This is a genomic window from Agrobacterium sp. Azo12, assembly GCF_029193765.2.
Classification (GTDB): Bacteria; Pseudomonadota; Alphaproteobacteria; order Rhizobiales; family Rhizobiaceae; genus Agrobacterium.
Window position 1 is genome coordinate 672,564 of sequence record NZ_JARFYO020000001.1, and the last position, 16,601, is coordinate 689,164.

A 16,601-nucleotide genomic window follows, 5' to 3' on the forward strand; every position below is an offset into this window, starting at 1 on the left:
AAGTGAGCAGGAACATGAACGGATCGAGACCAAATCGGTATAGCGATGGCAGATCGTCCCTTGATGCCTTGAGCCGGACCATTGAGGGGCTGGAAGCTCGCATCGAGGGCCTCATGGGTCAGCCTCCGCAGGAACCACAGCCTCAGCGCAGGCCAGAGCCGGTAGAACGCCACGTTCAGCCGCCGCTTGCTGCTCGGCCGGAGCGTTTTGATCCAATCAACGAGATTCGCCAGCGCCAGCGTGCCCTCAATGCAGCGACGAGACCGCCACGGCAGGAAGATCGCCAGGAACGTCTCGAGCGGCAAGAACGCCCAGCGCCCCGCCAGCCGGAGCGCGCCCCATTCGTGCCCGCGCCGCGCCCACCTTTGGCGCGCTCGACTGCTACACCGCCCGCAGACGCTCCTCAGCGCGCCTATCAGTCTTACGAGCCACGGCAGCCTCAGCCGCCAGTCGTTTCCCAGCCCAACGATACCGCCATGCGTGATATCGCGCAGGCGCTTGTCAGCCTGCGCCAGGAACTGAAGCAGGATCTTTCCGAAGGTATTGCGCGCGAAGTGCAGGGCCTGCGCTCGGAAATCCGCAGCATCAAATCAATCGCTGAAGACAATCAGTTTGTCGGTGATATCCGCTCCGACATTGACCGTTTGGCTGCCAGCATCGATCAACTCGGTGGCAGTGCTTCGCCGAATGCTTATGGCTTGCGGGAGGAGTTCGATGATCTGCGCGCCCTGATGGATCAGCTTGCGCGGCAGGACACCGTCAGCCGTATCGAAGACCATTGGCAGAACGTTGAGGAGAACCTCAGCAAGTTCGACACATCTGCACTGCAAGAAGAGATCGTTTCGCTGGCCTACCGGCTGGATGACATCAAGGGCCACCTTGGTGCGATGAGCGATAGCCCTGCGGTTCGCATTTTGGAAGAAAAGCTGATCACCATCGCAGAAGCTGTGGAACATCTTGGCAAGCATATGCAGCCTTCCGGTGGCGCAATTACGGAGCAATTCTCCAATCTTGACCAGCGCCTTGATGAAATCAGCCGTGCGATTGCCGCAACCAGCTCGCGCAATGCCGCGCCGGCTCTGGATACATCGCTGTTCCAGCGTCTTGAAGGCCGCCTGAACGGTTTGGCTGTGCAGATTGATGAGCTGAGCAATGCCTCCGCTCGCAGCAATCCGGCAGACGAACTTGCCGGTCGCATGGAAGCACTGACCCTTCGGATCGAAGAACTGGCAACCGAGCGCAATGCCGTCCATCTGGATGAGCGGCTCGATCAGCTTTCGCTGATGATGGAACGTGCTCAAAAACCGGTTGCCCAGCCGGAGCTGACAGGTTTTCTGACCGACATTTCGCGGAAGATCGAAGCATTGGATCATGGCACGTTCAATGATGCCCTGGCCTCGCGTCTCGATGATCTGGCACGCCGTATCGAGGACCTCGACTACCGTCAGGCACAACAGCAGCAACAGCCGGTCGCCGCCTTTGATGATGGTGCTTTCCTGCGGTTGGAAGAGCGGCTGGTCGATATCGCCGCCCGCCTTGACGAAACCTCGTCGTCATCACCGACCGATTACAACGCATTGCAAAATCTGGAAGACCAGATTGCCAACCTGTCCTCGCTGATCAGCCAGCCGGTGCAGCCTGAGCCGTTTGTAATGCCTGCGGAACTTGATGCCCGCATGGCTGCAATCGAAGATTATATGGCTTCCAACGATGAGTATATCATCGAGGCGGCACGTCAGGCGGCAGAAGCCGTGGTGGATGCCTATTCCCGCAAGGGTTTGTCGGGCAATGTCCAGCAGACCGACATGACGATGCTGAACGACCTGGCCAGCGATCTGCGCAATCTGGAAAACCTCAGCCGCTCTTCAGAAGAGCGTACCCATCGCACATTCGAAGCGCTGCATGAAACCCTCGTGCAGATTGCCGGTCGTCTCGACAGCTTCGACAACCGCTCTTTCTCGGAAACAAATTTCGCAGCAGCCCAGCAATCCTGGCAGCAGGAACCGGTCGAAAACCGCCCGGCGCGCGAACCCGTTTCCGAAATGGCATCCGGCAGCCTTTTTGCCTATGCCGGTGAAGAAGAGGCTGCACCTGCAAAGCCGCTGTTCAACAGCGCAGCAATTGAGCGCCAGCTGTCGGAAGAGGCGGCCCAGCAACTGGAAACCGCGGCAGAGGCCCTGATCATTCCGGAAGCGCGTCCGTCTGCCGATGTCGCGATCGCTGACAAGCCAGCCGCTCCGGTCAAGGAAAAGCGTGGTCTGCTCGCAAGCCTGACAAGCCGTTTCAAGTCCGAGGCATCGCGCACAACTGCGGCCGAGCCACAGCAGCGCACCCAGATTAATCCTGCCCCATCGCTGGATCCGATCGACGTTCTGCCTGCCGGTCAGGAAAACGAGCTGCTTGAGCCAGGCTCTGGCGTACCGGACGTCAAGAAAATCCTTGAACGTGTCCGTGCCAGCCAGAATGCACAGCGCGACACGGGTAAACCTGCCGGTCCTGAAGTTAGCAAGGCAGACTTCATCGCTGCTGCCCGCCGCGCCGCGCAGGCCGCTGCACAGGAAACCATGCCTGAAAAGGCATCTGGTGCTGTCAACAAAGATGTCGCAGGTCAGGAAGGCAAGGCCTCTGCATTTGCACGTTACCGCCGCCCCATCCTGATGGGTATCGGTGCGATCCTGCTGGTGATGATGGCTCTGCCGCTGGTCAAGTCGGCTATCGAAGGTGAACCTGCATCGCAGGTTATCGAGCAGGCTCCAACCCAGGCCCCAACACAGGCCCCGGGTGAAAACTCTGCGATCACACCCCCTGCCTCTCCGGAAGTTGCACATGAGCCGGTGGCCATTCCGTCCGACCTTCTGTTGGAAAACGACAAGGCCGTTGAACAGGACGCGGCAATGACCGCCAATCAGCAGCCAAATGCCATTGATGAAAGAACCATCGGTGGTGCACCGCTGCCTGAAGCTGAAACGACAGCCCAGCCGCCGCAGGAAACATTGCGTGCACCGGTAGATGCCGTTGTTGCTGAAAAGATTGCCATCCCGTCGGAAATTCAGCCGGCTTCTCTGTCTGAGGCCGCTGCTTCCGGCAATGCAGCTGCATTGTTCGAAGTTGGCGCACGTTACACCGAAGGACGTGGCGTTGCTGAAAATGCCGGCGAAGCTGCGAAATGGTACAAACTTGCTGCAGACCGTGGTCTCGCGCCCGCTCAGTACCGTCTTGGTAACATGCTGGAAAAAGGAAACGGCGTTCCGCGCGACCTGAATGAAGCCAGCGTCTACTACGCCAAGGCTGCAGAGCAGGGCAACGCCGGTGCCATGCATAATCTGGCGGTGCTTCTGGCTTCTGATGCGATTGGTCAGCCAAATTACGTACAGGCGGCAAACTGGTTCCAGAAGGCGTCTGAACTTGGTGTCCACGACAGCCAGTTCAACCTTGCCATACTCTATGCACGTGGCAGCGGCGTCAGCCAGAACATTGAAGAATCCTACAAGTGGTTTGCCATTGCAGCAAATGGCGGAGACAATGACGCAGCCCAGAAGCGCGATGAAGTTGCAAAGGCAATGCAGCCTGCACAGCTTGAAAGCGCGCGCGCCAAGGTTGCCGCCTGGAAGCCGACACCACTCAACGAAGACACCAATGCCGTCAACATGCCGGATGAGTGGGCTGGCATGGAAGGTGTAAAAACCTCCACGGTCGACATGACCAAGGCAATCCGCAACATTCAGGCCATTCTGAACAAGAACGGTTTTGATGCGGGAACTGCCGACGGGCAGATGGGCAAAAAGACGGTTGCCGCCATCAAGGCATTCCAGCAGTCCATTGGACAGGAACCTGACGGCCGCATTTCCGATAATCTGGTTAAGGCCCTGCTGGAGCGCAACGCGTAATCGCTCCGGCAGCAAAGTTTCCAAATTATCAACGCAATTCCGGTAGATGAATTGACTTGCCTGCCCCCGGCAGGCATGACAGTTCAGGATATGCGGTAAAGCCGCGTTCCTTGACTGCCGGAATGCTAAGATCAGGCAAACACTCCAAACGACCGCTTTGCCTTCCAGCCTTGAACCACCCTGCTTGAGGTCCGACCGTGACTGTTTATCTGCCGATTGCGGAACTGTCGGTGAATATTTTCATCATTCTGGGCATGGGCGCCGCTGTTGGATTTCTGTCCGGCATGTTTGGTGTAGGTGGCGGGTTCCTGATCACTCCACTGCTGATTTTCTACAATATTCCCCCCGTTGTTGCGGTTGCGACCGGTGCTAATCAGGTTGTCGCATCGTCGATTTCCGGCTCGATATCGCATTTCCGGCGCGGTACGCTGGACGTGAAGCTGGGAAGTATCCTGCTTATTGGCGGTATTGGTGGGGCAACGGCCGGTATCTGGCTGTTCTCGCTGCTGCGGCGGGCCGGCCAGCTCGACCTTATCATTTCGCTGCTTTACGTGATTTTTCTCGGAACCGTCGGCGGTTTGATGCTGATGGAAAGCATTGTGGCGCTTCGCCGCGCTGCCCGCAATGAGCAGGTCACGTTGAAAAGACCGGGGCATCATAACTGGGTACACCGCCTGCCGTTTAAAATGCGGTTCAAGAAATCCAAGATCTATCTCAGCATCATTCCGCTGATTGGCCTTGGTTTCTTTATCGGCGTCCTGACCTCGGTCATGGGTGTCGGCGGCGGTTTCATCATGGTTCCTGCCATGATCTACCTGCTGCGTATCCCGACCAACGTCGTTGTCGGAACCTCGCTGTTCCAGATCATTTTCGTGACCGCCTATACGACGATCGTGCAGGCGGCGACCAACTATTCCGTCGATATCGTTCTGGCCTTCATCCTGATGATTGCCGGTGTAGTCGGTGCCCAATATGGCGTACGCGTTGGTCAGAAGCTGCGCGGCGAACAGCTACGCGCTCTTCTTGCATTGCTTGTTCTGGCTGTTGGTGTACGTCTTGCCATCGCGCTGGTCGTCCGGCCAGAGGACCTGTTCTCGGTTGCCGTGGGAGGGGTGGGCTTTTGATTAGCAAACTTTTCCGCGCGCTGTTTGCCACTATGGTACTGGGTGGTTCCGCATGGGCACAAACACCGCCACAGATACCGGCCTTGACGACATCACCTTACGGCCAACCACAGACGGTGCGTGAGACTATCGAGATTGGTGCTTCGACGACGGAAATCGCCATCACCTCGGATTTCCGTGGTGCCGATTTTACGATGTTCGGTGCGCTCAACAATCCCGACCAACTGCTGCTGGCCATCGGCCAATATGATGTCATCGTCACACTGGCAGGCCCGCTGGACCTGGCGACGGTGCGCAAGAAAGAACGTGTCTTTGGCATTTGGGTCAACACCAGCTCGATCAGCTTTGAGCCGCTGCCGGAATCCTATGCGCTTGCCAGCACACGCGATGTCAATTCCATTGCCAGCCCCGAAGTGCTCAACGATATCGGTCTTGGTGTAAACCACCTGCCTCTGGTAACGGCCGGCTACGCGGGCGAGCCTGACAATATCGGAGAGTTCCGTCAGGCCTATCGTCGCCTCAAACTGTCAGATGGTATTTATCGCAATGATGAAACCGGCGTGCGTTTGGAGCGTACCGGCCTGTTTTGGGCAACGCTGCGCCTACCAGCGAACGTACCGAATGGCGTACACACCGCCCGTGCCTATCTGTTCAAGAGCGGTGACTTCATTGCGCAACGAGAACTGCGCCTGCGTGTCGTCAAAACTGGTATCGAACAGGCCATTACCGATGCTGCCCATCAAACACCACTTGCGTATGGCATGTTGTGTGTTCTGATCGCCGTCATTACCGGCTGGAGCGCCAGCATCCTGTTCCGCAAGGACTGATATCCCCCCTGTGATATCAGCTTGATTGCTTGATACGGATCAATCTGCAAATTGCCGTGCAGGTGCATGATGTCCTATCAGCGCACTGGCATAGTTCCGTTCTGGTAGCGCTGTTTTTCAAGCGTTGCGGCAGGTCGGCAACCTGATGGGTCCTCTGCTGCGAAAGGGGAAATGCCATGTTCAAGCACATTCTCATTCCAACCGACGGATCACCCTTGGCGCAGATCGCTATCGATAGCGGTTTTGCGCTGGCAAAGGATGCCGGAGCCAAAGTCACGGTCATCACGGTTGCTGAACCGTTTCACATCGTCGCGGCCGATGCGGAGAACATTGCCATCATCACCGAACAGGAAGAGACGCATATTTGTGATGAGGCCGAGCACGTATTGAAGGATATGCAGGCGAGGGCAAGAACACTGGGGCTGGAGTGTGACGCGCTGTTTGCCCGCGCCACCAAGGCGCATGAAGCTATTATCGAGGCTGCAAACCAGAATGGCTGTGACCTGATTGCCATGGCCTCTCATGGTCGCAAGGGCGTCCGTGCCATGGTTCTGGGCAGCGTCACCTCGAAGGTGTTGAGCAATTCGAACATTCCAGTTCTGGTCTACCGCCAGTAATTTGGAGGTCAGCCGATCAGGTTGTCGAAACGTACGGAATAAATCCTGTCGCGGCCGAGCAAATGGGCCACGAGATGCGTCCTGTTAAACAGGCCGTTCATGGCGGCATGCCGGAGGTCCAGCCCGCCGGTGGTTACGCCAAAGGCCGGCATCACAAGACGTGTGCCATCGGTGGCAAAACAGGCGCGGCGTACCGACTTTTCACGTCGCCTGACCACGGCTGCCGGATGCAGATGTCCGGCGATTTCGCCATTTGCTTGGCCTGGTTTCGGTTCATGTCTGAAGACAAGGCCGGAACAATGTAGTTCATCGACCGAGTTCCCAGGCAATCCAACCGCGCCATCAGGGTCATGATTACCATTGACCCACAGCCAGTCACGACCTTTCGCCATATCTTTGATGGATTGGCGAAACAGCGGGGGCAGCAGGGCAGAGCCTTTCCGGTCGTGGAAATTATCGCCAAGGGTGACCACCGTCTTGGGAGCGTAACGGTCGATGAGGATTTGCAACAGTCGCAGTGTCGCTAGTGTGTCGTAAGGTGGGTGCAGCTGACCACGACGCGCAAAGGCAGCGCCTTTTTCCAGATGCAGGTCCGAGACAACAAGCATGCCATGTTGGGGGATAACCAATCCGCCAAGCGGATCGCACAGCACAGCAACATCATGCACACCAATTTCGGCGCACTGGCTTGGTGTCTGTGCAGTCACATCGCGGTAGCTGGCAATACGGTTCATGCTGTTGCGTTATTCCTTCATGGCTTCGCGAATAAGGTCTTCTGCCGCTTCCTCAAGCACCGTTTCATGGGCTTCGCCAGCCACGTGCTCGCGTCCTATTTCCAGCATCACCGGCACGGCCAGCGGCGAAACCCGCTCAAGCGCCCGATGGGTTATATGGCTTCTGATTCGCTTCAGCATATCTCCAAGTCTGCCGATATCCAAAAGTCCGGAGGCTGCATCAATGCGTGTTGCCTCCATCAGAATGTGGTCGGGCTCATGGCTGCGTAGCACGTCATAGATCAGATCGGTTGATACAGTGACTTGTCGTCCGGTCTTTTCCTTGCCTGGATGCCGCCTTTCGATCAACCCTGAAATCACGGCACAGTTGCGAAATGTCCGCTTCAGCAAAAAGGATTCGTTGAGCCACGCTTCTAGATCGTCGCCCAGCATATCCTCGTCAAGAAGCTCATTGAGGGAGAGACGATCGTTGGCCAGCATCCGGCCCATGTCCTCCATGCCCCATATGGCAAGCGAATAATCTGTCGCCACGAAACCAAGTGGCTTGGCACCGGCACGTTCCAGTCGACGGGTCAGCAACATGCCAAGTGTCTGGTGCGCCAGCCTGCCTTCAAACGGATAACAGATAAGGTAAAAGCGTTTGCGATGTTCGAAGGTTTCAACAAGCAGCTCATTGCGCGCCGGAATGAGCGATCTTTCTTTTTGGATTTCCAGCCAGTCGCGCACCTGATCGGGCAGTTGCGACCAGCGGGCAGGGTCTGCCAGCATGGAACGGACCTGATCGGCAAGATAGGTCGATAGCGGGAATTTTCCCCCTGCATAGGACGGAATTTTCGGGTCCATGGAAGAGGCCTGCGAGGCAAGACATTCATTTTCACGGATACCCTCGAAACGTAGCACCTTGCCGGAGAACACGAATGTATCGCCCTGAACGAGCTGTTCCAGAAAATACTCCTCGACCTTGCCCAGTGACATTCCGCCGCGGCCAAGTGTGCCACGGTCATTACGTTTGACCATCCGCACATTCAGTTCGGCCGCTTCGATGATGGTCCCGAGGTTCATGCGGTATTGCTGCGCGACCTGCGGATTGGAGACCCGCCACAAGCCATCCTTCGTCTTGCGAATGCGGGCGTATCGCTCGTAGGTGCGTAGTGCGTAGCCACCGGTCGCGACAAAGTCGAGAACCCGATCATATGTACCGCGTGCCAGTGGCGCGTAGGGATAGGCACTGGTCACTTCCTCAAACAGCATGTCGGCATCAAAAGGTTCGGCACAGGCCATGCCCAGAATGTGCTGCGCCAGCACGTCCAGCGTACCGGCACTGACCGGTGGCGTGTCCTGCGCACCAATGTAATTCGCATCGAGTGCCGCCTGACACTCCATCACCTCGAAACGATTGGCCGGAACCAGGATTGCCTTGCTCGGCTCGTCCATGCGGTGATTGGATCGGCCAATGCGCTGCGCCAGACGGCTTGCTCCTTTCGGAGCACCGACATGGACGACCAGATCAACATCACCCCAGTCAATGCCAAGGTCCAATGTCGAGGTGGCGACAACGGCACGCAACCGGTTTTCTGACATTGCCGCTTCCACCCTGCGGCGTTGTCCGGCATCCAGCGAGCCGTGATGCAGGGCAATCGGCAGATTGTCGTCATTGATGCTCCAGAGTTCCTGGAAAATCCGTTCGGCCTGTGAGCGTGTGTTGACGAAGATCAGCGTTGTCTGATGCTGTTTCAGGATCTCATAGAGTTCCGGCATTGCATATTGTGCCGAGTGGCCGGACCAGGGAATGCGCTCCTGCGCATGTAATATTGCGATATCCGGTTTCGCGCCACCGGACACGGTTATGACACCGGCAGGACCGGTATCGCAATGCTGGGGTGCCAGCCATTGCCGCAGCTCCATCGGTTCGGCAACCGTCGCTGACAGACCGATTGTACGCATGCCCGGCGCGTGTTTGCGTAGCCGCGCTAGACCAAGCGACAACAGATGCCCGCGCTTGGATGTAACGAGTGAATGCAACTCATCCAGCACGACAAATTTCAGGTCTTTGAAGAACCTTTCCGCTTCGCGGTTGGCCAACAGAAGCGCGACCTGTTCAGGGGTGGTCAGCAGGATATCGGGCGGGTTCAGTTTTTGTCGCTGCCGTTTGCCCTGCGGGGTGTCGCCGGTGCGAGTTTCAACGGTAATGGGAAGCCCCATTTCCGAAACCGGCTTCATCAGGTTGCGTTCGATATCGACGGCCAGCGCCTTGAGCGGCGATATGTAGAGAGTGTGCACGCCCCGAAAAGCTTCGCCTGGCAGCTTGCGAGACTTCTGTTGCAGCGTAAGGTCGGTCAGAGAGGCGAGAAAACCGCCAAGCGTTTTACCGGCGCCGGTCGGAGCGATCAGCAGCATATTCTCGCCACCACGCGCCCGCGCCATCAATTCAAGCTGATGAGGGCGTGGTTGCCAGCCTTTATCCTTAAACCAGCCTCTGAAAACATCCGGAAGTGTCGTGGTTTGTGCCTTGCTGTTCAATCACTCGCGCCTTGCAGGTATTGCCGCAACCCGCAGCCAATGTGCGGAACATGCTCAATATGTGGGCTGCAGGGCCACGTAAAACAACGGTAATCTTGGCGCAGTCTGGAAATTACGGTTGTTCGTCATCCAGACTGTTGCGCACTTCGGTATTCTGCTCGGTGCGGTCACGGTAAAGCGCTGCACGGCCAAGCAACATCAGCGAGACAGGTGTGGTCACCGTCATGAAGATACCGATGAAAATCTCGTGAAAGGCAAATCGTCCTTCAGACACCGAAAAATAGATGATTGATGCCATGACAATGCCACCCGTTCCCCAGCTTGTGCCAAGGGTCGGCGCATGCAGCCGCTCATAAAAGCTGTTGAGTTGGGCAAAGCCGATAGTGCCGATCAGCGCAAGGCTGGAGCCCAGCAGGATGAAAAAGGCAACGGCGATGGCTGCCCACAGCGGAAACTCACCATATTCGCTCATTCGATCACCTCACCACGCATCAGGAACTTCGAAAGGGCAACAGTCGACACAAAACCAAGGATGGCGATCACCAGTGCAGCTTCGAAATAAAGGACGTTGCCGGTGCGAATTGCAAAGGTCAGCAGCAGTAGCATTGCGCAGACATATAACGTGTCGAGGCCAAGCACGCGGTCCTGTGCGCGGGGCCCGCGTGCAATACGCGAAACCGATATTCCCATTGCGATGGCCAGAAACAGTTGCGCAAGGCTGATTGACCAGAACAGAATGATTGAACTCATTCGAATATCTCCATCAGCAGTTTTTCATAACGGTTTTTGATAAGAGCGGTCCATGCCGTCTCGTCGACATTGTCGAGCACGTGCAAGAGCAACGTTCCCTGACTGGAGTTGTATTCCAGCCAGGCACTGCCCGGTGTGCTGGTCAAAATGATTGCGAGCGTCGCAAGTCCCATCGGATGTTTCAGCTCAAGTTGAATATTCAAGAAGCCGGAACGACGATTTTTTTCCTTCTTGAACAGGATAATCTGCGCAACTGATATGTTCGAGCGAACAATATCGAAAAGCACGATCAGGATGAGCTTGGGCAGTAGATACCAGCGACGAAACGTCGGTTTGACCGGTCGCAACGCCGCCATCGCCATGGAGGCGATCATGGCAACGATGCTTCCCAGAATAAGGTGGCCAAGCGAAAACGTGTTCAGCACCAGCCAGAAGATCACAAGCGAAACCGTCAGCAGCGGATAAGGAAAGATACGCGCAATCATGGGCGTGCCTCCTCGGCTGGGCTGGTCGCCCGTGGTGCGGAAATAACACCCTGAATGTAGGATTCCGGCAGGTCGAGAATGCGGGCCGTTTCTTCCATGTAGCGCATAACAGGACCGGCCTGGATGGTCATCAGCAGTGTCAGGCCGAGCAATGCCATCACAGGTGCAATTTCGATCACCAGCACTCGTGGAACGGTGCCTTCAATCGAGGCCCAGAAGGTTCTGATGCCTGCACGGGTCATCGAGATCAGGGCCGCAAAACCGGAAAACACGATCAGAAACACGATCCACCACGACAGTGCCGGGATGCTGTCATTTGCACCAAGCCCCGAAGGGTTGAGGATGGCGGAAAGGATCGAGAACTTGGCGATGAATCCCGAGAGCGGCGGCAGACCCGCCAGAAGAATACCGCAGGCGGCAAAGCACGTGCCGAGAACCGCCATGGTTCCAGGCATCGTCACCCCCATTTCGGCGTCTTCCTCTTCATCCTCCGCGTCACCATAGGCTTCCATGGTCACGGCAAGAACGTTCGCGCCGGCATCCTGTCCGCGTTCCACCAATTCAATTAGCATGAAGAATGCGCTGATCGTTAGCGTCGAGCTGACCAGATAGAACAAGGCTCCTGCGGCGACCGTCGCATTGCCCGTGCCCATGGCTGCCAGCAGCGTGCCGGACGAGACAAGAACCGAAAAACCGGCAAGCCTGCCAAGCGCCTGCGAGGCAAGCACACCAATGGCGCCAAACACAATTGTGGCTATACCGCCATACAACAGCGCATCATGACCGAAACCTGCTGATTCTCCGGCTGTTGAGCCAAACAGCAGGAAGGACAGGCGAGCGATCACGTAGATGCCGACTTTGCTCATGATGGCAAAGATACCGCCGACCGGTGCCGATGCCGCGCTGTAGGTTGAGGGCAGCCAGAAGTTCAGAGGCCACATACCGGCCTTGACCAGAAACGCCACGCCAAGAACGGCGGCACCCGTTTCAAGCAACATGCGCTGGTCGGGCTGTAGGGTAGGAATACGCTGAGCCAGATCGCCCATATTCAGCGTGCCGGTCACGCCGTAGATCATGCTGACGCCGATCAGGAAGCAAAGCGCGCTGACAAGGTTGATGGCGATGTAATGTAGACCGGCCTTGACGCGAAGCTGACCGGAGCCGTGCAGCAACAGGCCATAGGACGCTGCCAGCATCACCTCGAAGAACACGAAGAGATTGAACAGGTCACCTGTCAGGAATGCACCATTAATACCCATCAGCATCAGGTGGAATAGTGAGTGAAAATGTGCACCTGACTTGTGCCACTTCGCCAGCGAATAAATCAGTGCCGGAATGGCCAGAAGCGATGTCAAGAGTAACATCATCGCGGAAAGTCTGTCAGCCACCAGCACAATGCCGAAAGGTGCCGGCCAGTTACCGAGCAGGTAAACGCCGGTCGAAACGACAGCCGCGACTTCCGTGTTGACGGTCGAATTGACCTGCTGGAACAATGTGATGGTGATCAAAAGCAAGACACAGCAGGACACCAGACTGATCATCGCTTTGGCAAAACGCTGACGCTCATCAAAGAACAGCAGCAGAGCACCGGTTAAAAGCGGCAGCATAATAGGTGCGATGACGATATGCGAAGGGAAGGAGTTCATTTAGACTGCTCCCTTCCGTCAACGTGGTCCGTGCCGGTCAGGCCTCTTGCCGCAAGCAAAACGACGAGGAAAAGCGCCGTGGTTGCAAAACCGATGACGATAGCTGTCAGAACCAGTGCCTGTGGTACGGGATCGGTCAGGGTTGAGATATCAACCCCATCCACCAGTACCGGCGGCGCATTGCTTTTGATGCCTCCGACACCGAAGATGAACAGGTTCACCGCATAGGACAACAACGACAGGCCAATAATGACCTGATAGGTACGCGGACGCAGGATGAGCCAGATGCCAGAGCCTGTGATGACGCCGATGCCGATTGAGAGAATGAGTTCCATTTACGCGCCCTCCGCTTTCGTGTCCGCAGATTTGACGCGGTAGTTACGCAGCGACTGGTGGGCAATCGCGATGAGCATCAGCACCGTAGCGCCAACGACGAGAGAGAACACGCCCAGATCGAACATCAATGCGGTGGCAAGCGGGATCTTGCCGATATAAGGCAGCTCCAGATATTGCGAGTAAGATGTCAGGAACGGATATCCGAGATACCATGATCCCATGCCGGTCATGGCAGCAACGATCAGACCAAAACCCATCCAACGCAGTGGCAGAATACGGATGCGGTCTTCTGCCCAGCGTGTGCCACCGGCCAGATATTGCAGCAGGAAGGCAATCGCCATGGTGATGCCTGCCGAGAAACCGCCACCTGGAAGATCATGCCCGCGCATGAACAGGTAGACAGCGAAGGTAATGATTACCGGGAACATCCACTGCATGATAACTGATGGAACAAGCAAGTAGTCCCGCGCGGTATCGCCAGCCGAACGTTCCGGCCGGGCGGCATCGAAGGCGTTTTGTATCTTCTGCTGTTCGGTTTTACCGATACTCTCGCTGGCTGGACGGAAACGACGCAGCAGCGCAAACACGGTTAGCGCCACAATGGCAAGAACCGCAATTTCACCCATCGTATCAAAGCCGCGGAAGTCGACGAGGATAACGTTGACGACGTTACGGCCACCACCTTCCGAATAGGCACGCTCGAGGAAGTAGTTGGCGATGGTGTTCGGCACCGGCAGCGTCATCACGGCGTAGGCAACAACCGACATCGCAATTCCGCACGAAACGGCCACCAGAAAGTCGCGGGCGCGGCGAAGCTGGGCCGGCAATTCTGTGCTGTTGTCCACCTTTTCCTCGCGCTTTGGCAGCCAGCGCATGCCAAGCAGGATGAGGACCGTGGTGACGATTTCAACGAGAAGCTGGGTGATCGCCAGATCCGGCGCCGACAGCCATACGAAGGTAAGACATGTCACCAAGCCGGTCACGCCGAGCATGATCAGCGCAGCGAGACGGTGATATTTCGCCTGCCACGCAGCACCAAGTGCGGCGACCATGCCGATCAGCCACAAGATGACAAATACCGGATCAAAAGAGGTGACGCGTGGCAAGGTCAGTGCAAAATCGGACATTATCAGCGGCGAGATACCAGCCAGCAGTGCAAACAGCACCAGCAGGCGCAATTGCGGCTGAAGGCGGCGTGTGCCGAGAGTGCTTTCCAGCCAGCGTGCCCATTTCCAGGAAACGGTAACGATAATACGCTCGAAAATACGCTGGCCGCGCAGGTGACGGAAGACCGGCGGACCATCGTCACATTTGGCAAGATAACCGTTCAGCAACACGTAAAGCAGCACACCACTGGCCAGTGCAATCAAGCTCATAATGAGCGGCAGATTGAAACCGTGCCAGATCGACAGGCTGTAATAAGGGGTTTCCGGACCAAGCACCGACAGCACTGCGGAATGCAGGTAAGGGCCGATAGAAAGACCAGGAACTATACCAACCACAAGGCAGGCAAACACCAGAAACTCGATCGGGAAACGCATCCAGCGTGGTGGCTCATGTGGCTTCGGGTTTGGAAGGCCGGTTGGCGGCGGTCCAAAGAACACCGTGTGAATGAAGCGCAAAGAATAGGTGACGCTGAAGGCGCCAGCAATTGTCGCGACATAGGGCAGGGCCTTGTCGAGAATGGAATCCGCGTGGGTTTCCACCGCCTCGGCAAAGAACATTTCCTTGGAAATAAAGCCGTTCAGCAGCGGAACACCAGCCATAGCGGCACTTGCCGCCATAGCCAGAGTGGCTGTCGCCGGCAGATAGGTATAAAGGCCGCTCAGCTTGCGCATGTCGCGAGTGCCGGTTTCATGGTCGATGATACCTGCGGCCATGAACAGCGACGCCTTGAAGGTCGCGTGGTTCATCATGTGGAAGATCGCAGCCACGGCGGCAAGCGGACTTCCAAGACTGAGCAGGGTTGTGATCAGGCCTAGATGGCTGATTGTCGAATAGGCGAGCAGACCTTTGAGGTCCTGCTGGAACATCGCGAAATAGGCGCCCAGCAGCAGGGTGGAGATACCCGCAAAACCAACCAGCCAGAACCATTCCGGTGTGCCGGACAGAACCGGCCACAATCGCACGAGAAGGAACACGCCGGCCTTCACCATGGTTGCCGAGTGCAGGTAGGCCGAAACAGGTGTCGGCGCAGCCATGGCGTTCGGCAGCCAGAAGTGGAACGGGAACTGCGCGCTCTTGGTCAGCGCACCAATCAGGATCAGCACCAGCGCCGGCACATAAAGCGAATGCGACTGCACAACGGAGGCGGATTTCAGGATAACGTCGAGATCGTAACTTCCGACAATATGGCCAAGAACAAGCAGACCGGCCAGCAGGCAGAAACCACCGATGCCCGTGACAGTCAGCGCCATACGCGCACCATCGCGAGCGGCGGCATTGTGGTGCCAGTAACCGATTAGCAGGAAGGAGAAGATGCTGGTCAGTTCCCAGAAGATCGACAGCAGGATGACGTTGCCTGAAACGACGACACCGAGCATTGCGCCCATGAACAGCAGCAGGAAGGCGAAGAAACGCGGGATCGGATCTTCGGTCGACATATAATACCGTGCATAGAGCACAACCAGCAGGCCGATGCCGGTGATAAGCACGCAGAACATCCACGCAAAGCCATCAAGTCGCAGCGTGAAGTTCAGGCCAAGTTGCGGTAGCCATTCGGCGTCGTAACGCAGAACGGCACCACCGGCGACGGTCGGGTACAGGAACAGGCTGATCAGCAGTCCGCAAAGGGCGACTGCGCCTGCCACCGATGCTGGACCTGCTGCCGCACTCGTTCGCAGCATCATCCCGGTGACGATGCTGCCGATGAAGGGCAAGGAAATCAGCAGTGGCAGAAGGTATTCAGGATTCATAGGCGGCGGTCATTCATCAAGCGGGTTTCAGGGGCAAATGGTGTCTCTGAACCGAGGGCTCTCTTCAAACCGCAACCTCGCTGAATGCGAACCAGTAGAAAAGTATGCCTTACGGTTATGACGCTCCGGAAGGGGGGCCGCGCGGAACCCTGACAACTGAATAAGGTGATTCAGGAATGCCCTGCGCGTAACGACCCGTCGGGGTTTTTTTACCGGCTTTGACAAGGCTGTCTATGACAGCCGTTTGTAAACCCTCTATGCCGGAATTGCTTTTTCGCAAATCACACGGTGTATCAAACCGGTTGAGTGCTGCGCAGGTCGACGTTCCGTCATCGGTAAATGACTTGCGCGCTAATTCTTGTGGCTGCAGCCGCTCAAGGCGGTAAGGCTTTATCGGGGAGCCTTGGCTAAGCCCGACGTGAGCACTGATAAGAACGAACAGGCAGGTGGTTGCAAGAACGATGAACCCGTAAGGATGGCGCAGGGCTGTTTGGCTTTTCCCCATCCATGGCAAGGTTACATCTCCTTTATTCGTTCGATCCGCGCCGCTCGTAATATCCCGTTGATTTTGTTTTAGGGTAAGGGCGGACGCCTTGTCCAGCACATAGGGACAAGAAATGCGCTGTCTTTTCAGAAAAAATCGCAATTTTGAATGTGGTTATGAGGCCAATAGGTCAAAGTCGAAACAAATTTTACCGTTTGACGCGGCGGTTATTGTTTCTTAACCTTCGAGCAAGGAATTAACCATAAAGATTACCAG

The 16,601-nt window shown here is 56.5% G+C and carries 13 protein-coding genes; 4 read left to right on the top strand and 9 right to left on the bottom strand.

All coding sequences use genetic code 11. The features are described from left to right. Nucleotides 1-14: 14 nt before the first annotated feature. From PYL13_RS03025 to PYL13_RS03040, 4 genes are all read left to right on the top strand, one after another. Nucleotides 15-3,887, top strand: a complete 3,873-nt coding sequence (locus tag PYL13_RS03025) for an SEL1-like repeat protein (protein WP_275640461.1) — start codon at nt 15-17, stop codon at nt 3,885-3,887. 197 nt (nt 3,888-4,084) lie between these two features. Then, nucleotides 4,085-5,011 (top strand): sulfite exporter TauE/SafE family protein, encoded by a 927-nt coding sequence (locus tag PYL13_RS03030; protein ID WP_192486807.1) that lies wholly within the window; start codon nt 4,085-4,087, stop codon nt 5,009-5,011. 32 nt (nt 5,012-5,043) lie between these two features. Beyond that, a complete protein-coding gene (locus PYL13_RS03035; RefSeq protein ID WP_192487815.1) occupies nt 5,044-5,838 on the top strand; it encodes a TIGR02186 family protein in 795 nt (264 codons plus the stop codon). A gap of 176 nt (nt 5,839-6,014) precedes the next feature. Further along, a complete protein-coding gene (locus PYL13_RS03040) occupies nt 6,015-6,455 on the top strand; it encodes a universal stress protein (RefSeq protein WP_250983426.1) in 441 nt (146 codons plus the stop codon). Nucleotides 6,456-6,463: 8 nt separating this feature from the next. On the opposite strand, the gene pdeM is transcribed toward PYL13_RS03040, so the two are convergent. From pdeM to PYL13_RS03085, 9 genes are all read right to left on the bottom strand, one after another. After that, nucleotides 6,464-7,189, bottom strand: a complete 726-nt coding sequence (pdeM, locus tag PYL13_RS03045) for a ligase-associated DNA damage response endonuclease PdeM (protein ID WP_275640462.1) — start codon at nt 7,187-7,189, stop codon at nt 6,464-6,466. A gap of 9 nt (nt 7,190-7,198) precedes the next feature. Further along, a complete protein-coding gene (locus tag PYL13_RS03050) occupies nt 7,199-9,709 on the bottom strand; it encodes a ligase-associated DNA damage response DEXH box helicase (protein ID WP_275640463.1) in 2,511 nt (836 codons plus the stop codon). Between the two features lie 112 nt (nt 9,710-9,821). Beyond that, the gene (gene mnhG / locus PYL13_RS03055; RefSeq protein ID WP_192486811.1) at nt 9,822-10,181 is read right to left on the bottom strand and encodes a monovalent cation/H(+) antiporter subunit G; all 360 of its coding nucleotides are present in this window, start codon (nt 10,179-10,181) and stop codon (nt 9,822-9,824) included. Then, nucleotides 10,178-10,459 carry a K+/H+ antiporter subunit F gene (locus PYL13_RS03060; protein ID WP_192486812.1) on the bottom strand — a complete coding sequence of 94 codons (282 nt, stop codon included), beginning with the start codon at nt 10,457-10,459 and terminating at the stop codon, nt 10,178-10,180. The genes mnhG and PYL13_RS03060 overlap by 4 nt, the downstream gene beginning before the upstream one ends. Continuing rightward, entirely contained in the window at nt 10,456-10,944 is a 489-nt protein-coding gene (locus PYL13_RS03065) for a Na+/H+ antiporter subunit E (RefSeq protein ID WP_250983428.1), read from the bottom strand. Before PYL13_RS03065 ends, PYL13_RS03060 begins: the two co-directional genes overlap by 4 nt. Then, the gene (locus PYL13_RS03070; RefSeq protein WP_192486814.1) at nt 10,941-12,590 is read right to left on the bottom strand and encodes a monovalent cation/H+ antiporter subunit D; all 1,650 of its coding nucleotides are present in this window, start codon (nt 12,588-12,590) and stop codon (nt 10,941-10,943) included. The genes PYL13_RS03065 and PYL13_RS03070 overlap by 4 nt, the downstream gene beginning before the upstream one ends. Further along, nucleotides 12,587-12,925: a Na+/H+ antiporter subunit C gene (locus PYL13_RS03075; protein ID WP_192486815.1), complete on the bottom strand. Its 339-nt coding sequence runs from the start codon at nt 12,923-12,925 to the stop codon at nt 12,587-12,589. Before PYL13_RS03075 ends, PYL13_RS03070 begins: the two co-directional genes overlap by 4 nt. Beyond that, nucleotides 12,926-15,841 (bottom strand): monovalent cation/H+ antiporter subunit A, encoded by a 2,916-nt coding sequence (locus tag PYL13_RS03080; protein ID WP_275640464.1) that lies wholly within the window; start codon nt 15,839-15,841, stop codon nt 12,926-12,928. A gap of 115 nt (nt 15,842-15,956) precedes the next feature. Continuing rightward, nucleotides 15,957-16,487 (bottom strand): hypothetical protein, encoded by a 531-nt coding sequence (locus tag PYL13_RS03085; protein WP_275640465.1) that lies wholly within the window; start codon nt 16,485-16,487, stop codon nt 15,957-15,959. Nucleotides 16,488-16,601 lie beyond the last annotated feature (114 nt).

Excerpts from the sequence above, each read along its gene's own strand:
- PYL13_RS03025 (WP_275640461.1), top strand. The coding sequence starts at position 15 with ATGAACGGATCGAGACCAAATCGGTATAGCGATGGCAGATCGTCCCTT.
- PYL13_RS03035 (WP_192487815.1), top strand. The coding sequence starts at position 5,044 with ATGGTACTGGGTGGTTCCGCATGGGCACAAACACCGCCACAGATACCG.
- PYL13_RS03040 (WP_250983426.1), top strand. The coding sequence starts at position 6,015 with ATGTTCAAGCACATTCTCATTCCAACCGACGGATCACCCTTGGCGCAG.
- pdeM (WP_275640462.1), bottom strand. The coding sequence starts at position 7,189 with ATGAACCGTATTGCCAGCTACCGCGATGTGACTGCACAGACACCAAGC.
- mnhG (WP_192486811.1), bottom strand. The coding sequence starts at position 10,181 with ATGAGCGAATATGGTGAGTTTCCGCTGTGGGCAGCCATCGCCGTTGCC.
- PYL13_RS03060 (WP_192486812.1), bottom strand. The coding sequence starts at position 10,459 with ATGAGTTCAATCATTCTGTTCTGGTCAATCAGCCTTGCGCAACTGTTT.
- PYL13_RS03065 (WP_250983428.1), bottom strand. The coding sequence starts at position 10,944 with ATGATTGCGCGTATCTTTCCTTATCCGCTGCTGACGGTTTCGCTTGTG.
- PYL13_RS03070 (WP_192486814.1), bottom strand. The coding sequence starts at position 12,590 with ATGAACTCCTTCCCTTCGCATATCGTCATCGCACCTATTATGCTGCCG.
- PYL13_RS03075 (WP_192486815.1), bottom strand. The coding sequence starts at position 12,925 with ATGGAACTCATTCTCTCAATCGGCATCGGCGTCATCACAGGCTCTGGC.
- PYL13_RS03080 (WP_275640464.1), bottom strand. The coding sequence starts at position 15,841 with ATGAATCCTGAATACCTTCTGCCACTGCTGATTTCCTTGCCCTTCATC.